Origin of the sequence: Xanthomonas populi (genome assembly GCF_002940065.1) — a bacterium.
Lineage (GTDB): Bacteria > Pseudomonadota > Gammaproteobacteria > Xanthomonadales > Xanthomonadaceae > Xanthomonas > Xanthomonas populi.
Genome location: NZ_MDEJ01000112.1, coordinates 1 through 13,193, shown reverse-complemented (window position 1 = coordinate 13,193; position 13,193 = coordinate 1). Strand labels below are relative to the sequence as shown.

Annotated in this window: 11 protein-coding genes and 1 pseudogene; 9 read left to right on the top strand and 3 right to left on the bottom strand. The window is 61.8% G+C overall.

Translation table 11 applies throughout. The features are described from left to right. Positions 1-31: 31 nt before the first annotated feature. Both XpopCFBP1817_RS15860 and XpopCFBP1817_RS15855 read right to left on the bottom strand, forming a co-directional pair. On the bottom strand, positions 32-403 hold the full coding sequence (locus XpopCFBP1817_RS15860; RefSeq protein WP_128417841.1) for a hypothetical protein: 372 nt from the start codon (positions 401-403) through the stop codon (positions 32-34). A 178-nt stretch (positions 404-581) separates the two neighbouring features. Then, positions 582-842 (bottom strand): XAC0095 family protein, encoded by a 261-nt coding sequence (locus XpopCFBP1817_RS15855; protein WP_128417840.1) that lies wholly within the window; start codon positions 840-842, stop codon positions 582-584. 169 nt (positions 843-1,011) lie between these two features. Between XpopCFBP1817_RS15855 and XpopCFBP1817_RS15850 the strand changes: the two genes are divergently transcribed. The 8 genes from XpopCFBP1817_RS15850 (at position 1,012) to XpopCFBP1817_RS15815 (ending at position 10,512) form a co-directional block, all read left to right on the top strand. Further along, entirely contained in the window at positions 1,012-1,599 is a 588-nt protein-coding gene (locus XpopCFBP1817_RS15850) for a restriction endonuclease subunit S (RefSeq protein WP_128417842.1), read from the top strand. 16 nt (positions 1,600-1,615) lie between these two features. Continuing rightward, on the top strand, positions 1,616-3,205 hold the full coding sequence (locus XpopCFBP1817_RS15845; RefSeq protein ID WP_128417839.1) for a type I restriction-modification system subunit M: 1,590 nt from the start codon (positions 1,616-1,618) through the stop codon (positions 3,203-3,205). Beyond that, positions 3,198-4,058, top strand: coding sequence for a BRO family protein (locus XpopCFBP1817_RS15840; RefSeq protein WP_167393953.1), 861 nt, complete (start codon positions 3,198-3,200; stop codon positions 4,056-4,058). The genes XpopCFBP1817_RS15845 and XpopCFBP1817_RS15840 overlap by 8 nt, the downstream gene beginning before the upstream one ends. Continuing rightward, positions 4,055-4,699 (top strand): RhuM family protein, encoded by a 645-nt coding sequence (rhuM, locus tag XpopCFBP1817_RS15835; protein WP_244171201.1) that lies wholly within the window; start codon positions 4,055-4,057, stop codon positions 4,697-4,699. Before XpopCFBP1817_RS15840 ends, rhuM begins: the two co-directional genes overlap by 4 nt. Next, positions 4,689-5,903 (top strand): restriction endonuclease subunit S, encoded by a 1,215-nt coding sequence (locus XpopCFBP1817_RS15830; RefSeq protein WP_208619637.1) that lies wholly within the window; start codon positions 4,689-4,691, stop codon positions 5,901-5,903. Before rhuM ends, XpopCFBP1817_RS15830 begins: the two co-directional genes overlap by 11 nt. Continuing rightward, on the top strand, positions 5,900-9,190 hold the full coding sequence (locus tag XpopCFBP1817_RS15825; RefSeq protein WP_128417836.1) for a type I restriction endonuclease subunit R: 3,291 nt from the start codon (positions 5,900-5,902) through the stop codon (positions 9,188-9,190). The genes XpopCFBP1817_RS15830 and XpopCFBP1817_RS15825 overlap by 4 nt, the downstream gene beginning before the upstream one ends. Further along, positions 9,187-9,933, top strand: a complete 747-nt coding sequence (locus XpopCFBP1817_RS15820; protein WP_128417835.1) for a YgjP family zinc-dependent metalloprotease — start codon at positions 9,187-9,189, stop codon at positions 9,931-9,933. Before XpopCFBP1817_RS15825 ends, XpopCFBP1817_RS15820 begins: the two co-directional genes overlap by 4 nt. A gap of 363 nt (positions 9,934-10,296) precedes the next feature. Then, complete coding sequence (locus XpopCFBP1817_RS15815; RefSeq protein ID WP_128417834.1) at positions 10,297-10,512, top strand: hypothetical protein; 216 nt, start codon at positions 10,297-10,299, stop codon at positions 10,510-10,512. 200 nt (positions 10,513-10,712) lie between these two features. Here XpopCFBP1817_RS15815 and XpopCFBP1817_RS15810 read toward each other — a convergent pair whose 3' ends face one another. Beyond that, positions 10,713-12,092, bottom strand: coding sequence for an alpha-L-fucosidase (locus XpopCFBP1817_RS15810; protein WP_128417833.1), 1,380 nt, complete (start codon positions 12,090-12,092; stop codon positions 10,713-10,715). Positions 12,093-12,203: 111 nt separating this feature from the next. Here XpopCFBP1817_RS15810 and XpopCFBP1817_RS15805 point away from each other — a divergent pair. Further along, positions 12,204-13,115, top strand: a pseudogene (locus tag XpopCFBP1817_RS15805) (sialidase family protein); the annotation flags it as partial. Positions 13,116-13,193 lie beyond the last annotated feature (78 nt).

Sequence of the window (13,193 nt, the reverse complement as noted above, 5' to 3'; positions counted from 1 at the left end):
ATCATGTCTGTCGTTCTCCGCTGGCAGGGCGTCAAGTCAATGATGGCAGATTGCTGGGGTTTTTAGAGGCTCCTTTAAGCATTTCAAGGTCGGGCTGCCGATACTCGATAGTGCTCAGTACGGCGTCTGCATAACGCAGCAATCCAGGATCCACAGAACGCGATTTTGCGGACTCAAGAAAGTTGGCGAGCGCATCAATTTTCAATCGTGCACGGCTTGGTACTCTGGATTTCGCAGGTGGCCTCAGCGCAATTTGCGCCAGCTGCTGCCAATCGACACTGGCATCAGATGCGCTCGACCTAGTCGAGTTTTCCACCTCTTCTTGCGCAGCAATATGGTCATCAAACCGATCTGCCATGTCATGGTCGTAGCGTACGCTTTGCTTGGAGACGCAGATTCCCATCGTGACACCTCACTCAACTGCTAAAAGGCTCTAAAGCGACCGCATGCTACTTAGCGCTGCGTATACAAGGCTTGGCTGCCGCGCATCTCAGTCGCCTGCAACGAAAGCATCGCATACTGTACAAGCCGCATGCGGACTGACACGCATCCGCGCCGACACCATCACCCGCCCGCATCCTTCAAACCGAAGCGTGCAGCGTCGCCGGCCAGCGCGCCTCATCAAGAATCAGACGTACCTGCTCTTCCAGCAACTCTAGACAGAACGCCAGCTCGTCCATGCGAATCGCCGGTTGCCGGGCCTGCTCTTCTGCGCGGGTGCGCGGCTCGGCCAGACGTGCCAGAAAACGCATGTGCTCGCCAAGCTTTTGCAGGCGGTGCTGCGCATGCTCGGGCAGGTAGTAACCCGGCATGGAGCCATCGCCATCCAAAGATTGCTTCATTCGTTCCTCCCCTCGTACACCGCATGGACGTCTGTCATGTCAGCAGACACTGCTCATTGACCACCAGATTAGCAGGCAACGAACGCCCATACATCCATTTTTAGTGCTTCAAAGCCAATCAAGCACTTTTTTTTTGACAAAAGTAAAATGCAGCACTACCCTCTGCGTCATGCTCAATCATGCACTCACTTCCACACTCGCCGAGCAAGCGGACGTCCGCATGGGCTACCCGTTTCGCGGGTCCATTCCCGAGGTCGCCAGCGGTAGCGTGCGCGTCGTCCAGATCAGGGACGTCCCGCGCACCGGGCTCTGCTCCTACGGCGCGCTGGTCGCAACGGAAGTGGAAGGCCGCAAACAACCCGACTGGCTCATGGATCAGGACATCGTGTTCATCGCTAGAGGGAGCAACACCTTCGCAGCACTGGCACAGGCACCTCCGCCACGCACGCTCTGTTCCCCGCACATCTATGTCATCCGGGTGAAGGCACCGCAGCAGTTGTTACCCGCCTTCCTCGCGTGGCAACTCAATCAGGCGCCGGCACAACGCTATCTGCGCCAATCGGCCGAGGGCAGCAACCAGCTGAGTATCCGCCGCACGGTGTTGGACATGACCCCCATCCGCCTGCCGCCACTGCCGCTGCAGCACGCGGCCATTGCGCTGGAGCAGGCCGCACAGGCAGAGCGCGCTGCCCTGCATGCATTGATCGACAACCGCGACACCGAGCTGGCGATCCTCGCCGAGCGCCTCCTCGCCTAAGCATTTGGAAACCCCCATGAGCAAGACCGAGATCGCCCAGGACACCATCAATGCCGCCGTCTGGGCTGCCTGCGACACCTTCCGCGGCACCGTGGACCCCAGCGTCTACAAAGACTACGTGCTGACCATGCTGTTCCTGAAATACGTCTCCGACGTCTGGCAGGACCATTACGACGACTACACCACCAAGCACGGCAACAAGCCCGGCCTGATTGAAGAACTGCTCAAGAACGAGCGTTTCGTACTGCCGCACCGCGCCAACTTCTACACCCTGTACGACCAGCGCCACCGCCCCGGCAACGGCGAGCGCATCGACACCGCGCTGCACGCCATCGAAGACGCCAACCTGGGCAAGCTGCGCGACGTGTTCCAGGACATCAGCTTCAACGCCAACAAGCTCGGCGAAGAACAGCAGAAGAACGACCTGCTGCGCCACCTGCTGGAAGACTTCGCCAAGCCCGCACTCAACCTGCGCCCCTCACGCATTGGCCAGCTCGACATCATCGGCAACGCCTACGAGTACCTGATCAAGAATTTTGCCTCCAGCAGCGGAAAAAAAGCCGGCGAGTTCTACACCCCGCCAGAGGTGTCCACGTTGATGGCGCGCCTGATGGACCCGCAGCAAGGCGACGAAATCTGCGACCCCACCTGCGGCTCCGGCTCGCTGTTGCTCAAGTGCGGCCGGCTGATCCGCGAGCGCACCGGCAGCGGCAAGTACGCGCTCTACGGCCAGGAGGCGATCGGCAGCACCTGGGCGCTGGCCAAGATGAACATGTTCCTGCATGGCGAGGATAACCACCGTATCGAATGGGGCGATACCATTCGCAATCCCAAGCTGCTGGACGGCGAACGCTGGGATCCGTTCGCAGCTGCACGCGAAGCTGCACGCGGGAAAAACGCAAAAACACATGGGAGCCTAACAAAGCCGCAGACCCTCAAGCACTTTGACATCGTAGTGGCCAACCCGCCGTTTTCGTTGGAAAAATGGGGGCACGATACCGCCGAAGTCGACCCGCACGACCGCTTCCGTCGCGGTCTGCCGCCCCGCACCAAGGGCGACTACGCCTTCATCCTGCACATGATCGAGGTCATGAAGCCCAAGTCGGGCCGCATGGCCGTGGTGGTGCCGCACGGCGTGCTGTTTCGTGGCGCGGCCGAAGGTCGCATCCGCCAGAAATTGATCGAAGAGAACCTGCTGGACGTGGTGATCGGCCTGCCGGAGAAGCTGTTTTACGGCACCGGCATCCCGGCAGCAGTGTTGGTCTTCCGCACCAAGAAGAAAGACAAAAAAGTGCTATTCATCGACGCCAGCCGCCAGTACCAGGACGGCAAGAACCAGAACCTGCTGCGCGAGAGCGACCTGCAACGCATCCTGGACACGGTGCAGGCGCGCCAGAACGTAGACAAGTACGCCTACCTGGCAAGTCCGGGCGAGATCGCCGACAACGACTACAACCTCAACATCCCGCGCTACGTGGATACCTTCGAGGAAGAAGCAGAGATCGACCTGATGGCAGTGCGCCGCGAGCGCGAGCAGTTAAAAGGCGAGCTGGCAAAACTCGAAATGCAGATGGCCGCCTATCTCAAGGAGCTTGGCTATGAGTGACGAAAAAAAAGATATCGCCACGCATGCTGATGAGGGCTTCCCGGCACAGGACAGTGCTGCAGTCCGGCGCACATGGCACGAAGGCCAATGGTGGTTTGCGGTCATCGACGTGGTCGTCGCACTCACAGACTCGGAGAGTCCGGAAAACTATCTACGCAACTTGCGTCGCCGCGACGAGACACTTTCCGGCAGTTGGGACTCCTTGGTGACACCGTTGCGCGTCACCACGGCGGGCGGGCCGCAGTTGTTGAACTGCACCACGCTGGAAGGCGCGCTGCGCATCATTCAATCGATCCCCTCGCCCAAGGCCGAACCCTTCAAGCGCTGGCTGGCGCGCATCGGCAACGAACGCCTCCAGGGCGAAGAAGCCGTCGATTTCGATGCCCTGAGCGAAAACCAGCGGCGTCTGTTCCTGCGCAACCAGATGAGCCGGCACAACAAGGATCTGGCTGCTGCAGCCAAACAGGCTGGCGTGGAGACACCGCTGGAGTACGCCGTCTTCCAGGATCATGGCTACAAGGGGTTGTACGGCGGCCTGGGCGCAAAGGATATCCACGCACGCAAAGCCCTGAAGAAGAGCCAGACGATCCTCGACCACATGGGCAGCACCGAACTGGCGGCCAACCTGTTCCGTGCCACGCAGGCCGAAGAAAAGCTGCGCCGCGACAACGTGCAGGGCAAGACGGCCGCCAACCTGACCCATTTCGAGGTGGGCCAGACGGTGCGCAAGACCATTCAGGAACTGGGTGGAACCTTGCCGGAGAACCTGCCCGCACCGAAAACCAGCATCAAGCGGCTGCAGAAGGACGCCAAGCCGGCGTCGGCGTCGGGTCAGGACAAGGACAAGAAATGAACAGCCGCCTTGCCACTTTGGAAGTCAATCACTTGCCGCAAGGGGGGGGCCAATTTGACCCCCCCCTTCCCAGGGCGATCCGGACAACCGCCTTGCCTGGCTTGCAGCGATGGGCATCCCTCTCACAGGTTCGGATTGAGGCATCAATTGTCAAAGAAGACGTGACAACTGCCGCCGACGGCCAGAAGACCGCTGCGCAACTGGTGGTCGAACCCGCCGACCCCAGCAAGCCCAACATGGCACTGACCGGCTGGAAAGCCAGCCGCGTGCGCAAGAACGATCTCATCATTGCCAGGAACGCTCTCGACCCAGAGAAGGTCGCGCAGTTGAGCCGTATCGCGTCGATGTTTTTGGATTACGCCGAGGACCGCGCCAGCCAGCGCCGGGACCTTCGCATGGACGACTGGCGCCAACACGTGGACCGCTTTGTCGAATTCAACGAACGGCCGTTGTTGAAAGATGCCGGTACGGTCAGCCACGAGCGTATGCAGCAGATTGCGCATGAGCGCTATGTAGTGTTCGATGAGAAGCGGCGCAAGGCGGAGGCGGAGGCGGAGGCTGTGGATGTGGATGTGGAGGATATCGAGGCGCTGGAGTCGGTGGAGAAATCGGCGCGCAAGGGAAAAAGCGATGCTACCTAAAGGTTGGAATCGCCGCCCTCTCCATGAAGTTGCAGAAGTACGCACGGGTGTTGCGAAGGGAAAGACCGGTTTGGTTGATCCGGTGGAGTTGCCTTATCTGCGAGTGGCCAACGTGCAAGATGGCTTTATCGACCTTACGCAGCTCAAGACTATTTCCATAGAACGGCATCAGATTGATCGCTACTTGCTTCAGCGAGACGACATCTTGATGACCGAAGGTGGAGATTTTGACAAGCTGGGGCGTGGCGCTGTGTGGGATGGCGTAGTAGATCCTTGCTTGCACCAGAACCATGTCTTTGCGGTACGTGCCAAGAAAGATTTGGTCAACCCGTTTTTCTTGTCGGCGCTGTCCGGGAGCGAATACGGGCGTACGTATTTTTTAAGCTGTGCAAAGCGCAGCACCAACTTGGCCAGCATCAACTCTTCGCAGTTGAAATCATTCCCGGTGGTGCTTCCGCCACTCGCAGAACAAGAGCGCATCGCCCACATCCTCTCCACCTGGGATCAAGCCATCGCCACCACCGAGCAGCAACTCACCAGCAGCCGCAGATACGCTGAGGTCCTGCGCGACGCGTTGCTGGCCGGTCAGCGACGATTTGGCGATTACGCGTCCTGGCAGTCAACGCCAATTTCCGAAATGATTCGCGAAAGCCGCGTGGTTGGATCCGGCGGGGATGTGGCAAAGAAGATAACGGTCAAGCTCTACGGCCGAGGCGTTGTAGGCAAATCGGAGAAGCGCGCCGGCAGCGAATCCACGCGCTACTACCGACGCTCTGCAGGGCAGTTCATCTATAGCAAGCTCGATTTCTTGAACGGCGCGTTCGGACGCATTCCCGCCGCGCTGGATGGGTACGAAAGTACCTTGGACCTGCCCGCTTTTGATTTTCTGCCAGGCGTCGACCCCAGGTGGTTCCTGCACTATGTCTCCAGGGAGATGTTCTACACAGGCCATCTTGGCCTGGCCAATGGCGGCCGCAAGGCACGGCGTGTCAATCCCAATGACTTGTTGCGAGTCTCGATTCCCACTCCCTGTTTGGAAGAGCAAGTACGAACCGCTGACGCGATCGATACAGCACTGAGCATAGTCACCACCCAGGAAAAGCTTCTGAGTCTGCTGCGGGAAGAAAAATCCGCCCTGATGTCCCAACTCCTCACCGGCAAACGCCGCGTGCGCCTGCTAGCCGACGAGGCAGAACCCGCATGACCCACAGCGCGCCCGACACCCGCGAACAGGCCAGCGCGCAGCTGCCCGCATTGCACCTGCTGTGCAACCTGGGCTGGCGCTATCTCAGCAGTGCGCAATGCCTGGCATTGCGCGGCAGCACCCGCGAGGTGCTGTTGCTGCCGCGCCTGATCGAGACGTTGCAGCGCCGTCGTTTCGACTACAAGGGGCAGACCTACCCGCTCTCGCCGGGCGGCATCGACCAGATCGTGCGCGAGCTGTCGGCGCTGCCGCTGGGCGATGGGCTGCTGGCTGCCAATGAGCGGCTGTATCAACTGTTGACGCTGGGTATCACCGTCACCGAATTCATGCCCGACGGCAAGAAGCATCAGCCAACTATCGCGGTGATCGACTGGGGCGATGCAGCCCACAACCTGTGGGATATCACCGAAGAATGCGAGGTGCTCTCCACCCACGGCACGCATACGCGCACGCCCGACATCGTGGGTTACGTCAACGGCATCCCGCTGGTGCTGGTCGAAACCAAACGCGCCGATGCCGGGCATGCCGGCAAATCGATGGTGGATGAAGCGGTCAGCCAGCAATTGCGCAACCAGCGGGCAGAAGAGATTCCGCAGCTGTTCGCCTATGCGCAATTGTTGGTTGCCATCAGCCTGACCGAGGCGCGCTACGGCACCACGCACACCCCGGCAAAATTCTGGGCGCGCTGGCGCGACGAGCAGTTCGACCAGGCGCAGCTTTGCCGCCTCAAGAACCTGCAAGTGCCTGCGGCCACCCGCGATGCCCTGCTGGCAGGCAAGCCGGCGCCGCTGCGGGCCTACTGCCAGGCGTTGTGGGCCAAGCCCATGCTGCCCACCGAGCAGGACCGCCTGTTGGCCGGGTTGCTCACGCCGGCCCGGCTGCTGGAGGTACTGCGCGGTTTTGTGCTGTTCGACCGCAAGGTGGGCAAGATCGTGGCGCGCTACCAGCAGTTCTTCAGCATCCGCGCGTTGCTGGCGCGGATCCGCACGCGTCGCCCCGATGGTGGACGCCAGGGCGGGGTGCTGTGGCACACCACCGGCTCAGGCAAGAGCTTCACCATGGTGTTTCTGACCAAGGCGCTGGTGCTGGATCCGGCCTTGACGCAGTGCCGGGTGCTGGTGGTGACCGACCGTACCGACCTGGAGGCGCAGCTATCGCGCAACTTCATCAGCGGCGGCGCGTTTGGCTCGGCCGTCGGCACCAAAAAAGAGGGCGAGCGCAGCAAGGCCACGACCGGCCGCGATCTGGCGCGCCGCATCGGCCAGGGCAGCGAGCGCATCACATTCTCGCTGGTACAGAAGTTCACCACGGCCACCAAGCTGCCCGAATGCCACAACGCCTCGGCCGATTTGATCGTGCTGGTGGATGAAGGCCACCGCAGCCACGGCGGCGAAACCCACGAGCGCATGCGCAAGGCGCTGCCCAATGCGGCCTATCTGGCGTTCACCGGCACCCCGCTGCTCAAGAACGAGAAAGCCGCCAACACGTTCGGCCCGATCCTGCATGCCTACACCATGCAGCGCGCAGTCGAAGACCAGACCGTGGCCCCGCTGCTGTACGAAGAACGCGTGCCGGAGCTGGAGGTCAACGAGGCGGCGGTCACCCGCTGGTTCGACAAGATCACCGCCGGGCTCTCGGACGCGCAGAGCGCAGATCTGAAAAAGAAGTTCGCCAGCAAGCGCGCCATTTATGGGGCGACCAATCGCATCGAGCTGATCGCCTGGGACATCGCGGCGCATTTCAACGCGAACATCAAACCGTTGGGCCTGAAGGGCCAGCTGGCGACCGACAGCAAGCGCGATGCCATCCGCTACAAGCGCGCCCTGGACGAGACCGGCCTGCTGACAGGCGCGGTGGTGATCTCCCCGCCCGATACCCGCGAGGGCAACAGCGACGTCGATGAAGACACCCTGCCCGATGTACAGCAATGGTGGAAGCAGGCCATCACCGACCAACGGCTGGATCCGCAGGAGTACGAGCGGCAGACCGTGCGCGACTTCGGTGGCGATGGCGATCCGGATCTGCTCATCGTGGTGGACAAGCTGCTCACCGGCTTCGATGAGCCGCGCAATGCAGTGCTCTACATCGACAAACCGCTCAAGTGCCACAACCTGATCCAGGCGGTGGCACGGGTGAACCGCCTGCACGATGCCAAGCGCTACGGCATCCTGGTGGACTACCGCGGCATCCTGACCGAACTGGACACGGCGGTACGCGCGTATCAGGACCTGGAAACACGGACCCAAGGCGGCTTCGATGTGGCCGATATCGAAGGCCTGTACCAGGCGATCAGTACCGAGTACAAACGCTTGCCTGCGCTCAATGCCAGGCTATGGGCGTTCTTCGACGGGTTGGCCAGCCATGACGATCCGGAGCAGTTCCGGCAGCACCTGAGCCCGCGCTTCGTCTCCGACGAAGAGGGCGCCGATTACGACGCGCGGCAGACACTGCGCGACGATGTCTCCGCCGTGCTGACCGAGTTCGGCCTGTGCCTGCAGACCGCACTCTCCTCGCGCAGCTTCTTTGAAGACGCCGCCTTTCCGGATGCCTTGATCGACCGCTACAAACGCGACCTGCGCTTCTTCTCCTGGTTGCGCAGGACCGCACGCCAGGATGCGATGGAAACCGTGGACTACAGCATCTACGAAGAGCAGATCCGCAAGCTGGTGGACAAACAGGTGATCGGTCGCGAGGTGCGCGAATCCCCGGGTGCGTACGTCGTGCATGCATTGGGCAAGCGCGAAGATCCGCAGAGCTGGTCGGAGGACAAGACCCGCAACGAGGCCGATCTGATCCAGACGCGTCTGCGCAAGACCATCGAGCAGGACCTGGCCAGCGACCCGTACGCGCAAAAAGTCTTCGGCGAGCTGTTGCGTGAGGCCATTGCCGAGGCAGAAGCCATGTTCAATCATCCCTTGAAGCAATACGCAGTGTTCAAGGCCTTCGAGCAGCGCCTGGAGGTCAGGCAGATCCCCAGCATTCCGGTGGCATTGGCCGATAACCCCCATGCCAGTGCCTACTACGGCGCGATCGTGCTGGAATTGGGCGAGGATGCCATACACGCAAAGAGCGCTGCCGAGGCAAAAAACCTGGCCGATCTGGCACTGACGATCGATGGCGTGGTGCGCACCGCCATTGCCGAGCACTCATTGAACCTGCACAGCATCGAGTCGCAGATTCGCCAGACCTTGCTTCCCCCCATCTTCGATCTGGTCGGGTTGGACCGTGCCAAGGCCATCGTGGAGCAGGTCGTGCACATCACGCGCATTGGGCTTGGCCGCACGTGACACCGATTCAGACCAATGCCGAGATGGTGGTGACCTACGGTGAGCGCCGCATCCACTGTCAGATCCAACGATCCGCGTTGCGGCGCAGCCAACGCGTAGCCATCCATGTGGAACCCGATGGCCGCGTACGGCTGGACGCACCGCTGCAGGCGACCGACGCCCAGATCAGATGGGCGCTGACCCAGCGCGCACGCTGGATCCACCTGCACTTGATGGAGATCGAACGGCGCCTGCGGCACGTCACCCCACGCGAATACGTCAGTGGTGAAACCGTGCTGTATCTGGGGCGACGCTACCGGCTGAAGGTGATCCTTGACGACCAGGTGCACGGTGTACGCCTGCGTGGCGGCTATGTCGAAGCACGGGTTCCCAGCCGTGCGCCCGAGGTGGTGCGCGCAGCGCTGGAAGGCTGGCAGCGCGAGCGCGCCAGGTTGCTGCTGCCGCAGCGCGTGGCGGACATGGCCGACCACCTGCGCTGGATCAAACAGGTGCCCCCTCTCTCACTGCGGATGATGCAGCGCCAGTGGGGCAGTTGCTCGCCCTTAGGAAGGATCAGCTTGAATCTCGGTCTAATCCGTGTCCCTGGCGCCTGCATCGATTACGTCATCCTGCACGAGCTGTGTCACCTGAAAATCCACAACCACGGCAAGGGCTTTTATCGCCTGCTCGATGCCCATCTGCCGGATTGGCGACACACCAAGCAACGCCTGGACGACATGGCCGAACTGGCGTTGCGTCACTGAGCAATGAGATCAGTCGGGCTTCTCCGACCACCTGGAGCAAGCGTTCGGGTGGTCGGCGTCGTGGAGGCTTGCCGCCTGCTGCCTGCCGAGGCAACTGGTGCTTGGCTGGCTCCGCTGCATGCGTTGCCAGAACGTGAACCAGATCAGCCAGAGATGTTTGCACGCTCAGCAACGGCCCTTCAGACCGCCGCGCCCGCGCCGTTATCTGGGCGTCCACCGCCTGCGCAGCGTCTACTACCGATTGTGGTATCGGAGCGATGCCGTTCCAGGCAAGATCACCGGCTCACGCCGTTGTGGAAGGCAGTGGCGCATTCCCGTCGTTCCATCGGGCGACGGTCAGTTGGTGAGTTCCAGGAGCGTTTCATGTCGTCGTCCACCGTTACGCAAGACCCTGTCTCCACGGTTCCGGAGCAGACCCAGCACGCCTTTGCCGAACACGTCCACAGCAAGCACGCCCCCAGCCAACCCATCGGCAGCACCGAAGCGGCGCACCTGATGACGTTCCTGTGCCAGACCCATTCGGCCAAACAGCCGCAGATTCTGCTGCCGCCGCAAGAACGCGACGACAACGCCGCCTGAGCGACCGGCGCTGCAAGCCAGCGCCGTTGGCGACACACGACCGCTGCCGCAGCGCGCTACCCAACGCCAAGCCGACTGCGCACCACGCCATCCCGATAGCCGCTTGCCGGCATGCGATTGAATGATCGCAACGCTGGCGCTCAATGCGCGTCCCAGCACCACTATGACCGCGTGCAACCGCTGCACGAGGCGCTCAGCGCTCAGCGCGCAGCGGCACCGGTCCCCGTATTGAACAACTGAAACTCGCGGATATGCACCGCATCCGCGCTGGACTGAATGTTCAAGCGCACCCGCGAAGCGGTCACCAGCGCGAAATGATCGATCTTCATCCGGCCGATCGCCTGCGCCTTCGCCAGCGGTACCCACTTGCCGTGCTGCCAGGCTTCCACCGCGTATTTCTGCACCAGTTGACCGTCGTTGATCCACTCCATGCTCAGCGCGCTATCGAAGGTCACCGGCTGTTTGAACTGCAGCTCCAGCACCGCGTTATGCGAACCGGCCGGCGCGCTCCAGAATGTCTCGCGATCGCCATCCACTGCCGCGTCGATGCCGTCGGTTTTCTTGAGATTGCCGGCCACCAGATTCTTGCCCGCACCGTAGCGCGCCTGCAGCGCCTGGCCGAGTTCCTGCAACCGTCTGACATCGGCATCCGGCAACAACCCGCGCTTGTCCGGCGCAATGCCGAGCACCAGCTGGCCACCCAACCCCACGCTCTTTTCCCAGATTTCCACCAGCTCATCCACGCTCTTGAGCGTCTGATCGCTATTGGGATGCCAGAACCATTGCAGCTTGTGTAGCGGCGTATCCACTTCCACCGGGCGCCAACGCAAGTAGCCATGGCGATCGATCACGTTCCAGTTTTCGCCTTCGATAAAGCCGGCCTCGTTACCCACCCAACGCACATCGCCGTACTCGAATAACGCGGTGTCGGCGAACACCATCGCATTGGCCTGATAGGTGCGCAGCTCTTCCATGTACTTGTCGAAGTTGTACACGTGCCCGGCACTGCCGGCGCCGTCCAGCCACCACTCGGTGATCGGGCCGTAATGCAAGGCCAGCTCCACCAATTGCGCGGCGTAAAACTTGTCGTATGCGTTGGAATCGGCGTATTTCGGTTCATGGCGATCCCACGGCGACAGGTACACACCAAAGCCCATCCCTTCCTTGCGCACCGCATCGCTGGTGAGTTTGACCAGGTCGCCCTTGCCGCCCATCCACGGACTGTTCTTGACCGAATAATTGCTCTCGGCGGTAGGCCATAACGCAAAGCCGTCGTGGTGCTTAGCCACCAGAATCACGTATGTCGCACCGGCCGATTTGGCCGCGCGCGCCCACTGGCCCGGGTCCACATTGGTCGGGTTGAAGGTCTTAGCGCTGGCGGTGCCGTCGCCCCACTCCTGATCCAGCCAAGTGTTGGGATTGAAATGCACGATCACGCCAAACTCCAGGTCCTGCCAGGCGACCTGCTGCGGCGAGGGTTTCACCTCGGCAAAGTTCTGCGCGATGGCGGTGGGCAGAGTCAACGCGGTCAGGCCAAGTACGGCTAGCCAGCGCAACGGGGAGAGCGGGTGTGATGACATCGCGGGTCCTCGCAGTGGTCGGCGACCACAGCCGCCTGGAATGACCAGAGCATATGGTATTTAATAGATGATAAATAGGTATCTTTAAAATCCGCACAGGACTGGACCACGATGCCTCCGTCACGCCGGCTGACCTGCCTTGTTGCGAGCCTTGCGGCCTTCGCGGGCCAAGCCCAATCGCCTATGCCGCCGCCCTCGCCATCGCTCTCGCCCATTGTGCTCAGCGAGTTCATCGTCAACCCGGCACCGACGCCACAGGCACACGCCTCCACGCTATTGGAAACCCGCGGCGGCACACTGCTGGCGGCCTGGTTCGGCGGCGCGCACGAGGGTGCGGCCGATGTCGGCATCTGGCTCGCACAACGCGGCCCGCAGCACTGGCAGCCACCGCGCCGCATCGCCGACGGCGCGCACGCAGGCGTCAATGGCGCCGCGCTGCCGGCCTGGAATCCGGCGCTGTTTCAGTCCACCACCGGGCCGGTGCAGCTGTATTACAAGCTCGGCCCCACTCCGCGCGATTGGTGGGGCCTGCGCATCACCTCAGATGACGACGGTGCGCGCTGGTCGCCACCGCAGCGTCTGCCTAACGGCATTCTCGGCCCGATCAAGAACAAGCCGGTGCAGTTGCCGAACGGACGCATCCTTGCACCAAGCAGCAGCGAAAACCGTGGCTGGCGTGCGCATCTGGAATGGAGCGACGACGACGGCGCACATTGGCAACGCGGCATGCCGCTCAATGATCCGACAGTGATCGGCGCGATCCAGCCCAGCCTGTTGTTGCATGCCGATGGCCGCGTGCAGGCGCTCGGCCGAAGCCAGCAGAACAAACTATTCAGCACCTTCGCAACCGACGGCGGCCTGCACTGGCAACCGATGCAACTGTTGGAGGTAGAGAACCCCAACTCCGGCACCGACGCAGTGATGCTGCGCGACGGCCGCGCCCTGCTCGTCTACAACCCAGGGATCGCCGGCAAGGACTGGTGGGACGGCCGCGGCACGCTTGCGGTGGCGTTATCGACTGATAGGAGCCTCTAAAAACCCCAGCAATCTGCCATCATTGACTTGACGCCCTGCCAGCGGAGAACGACAGACATGATCAGC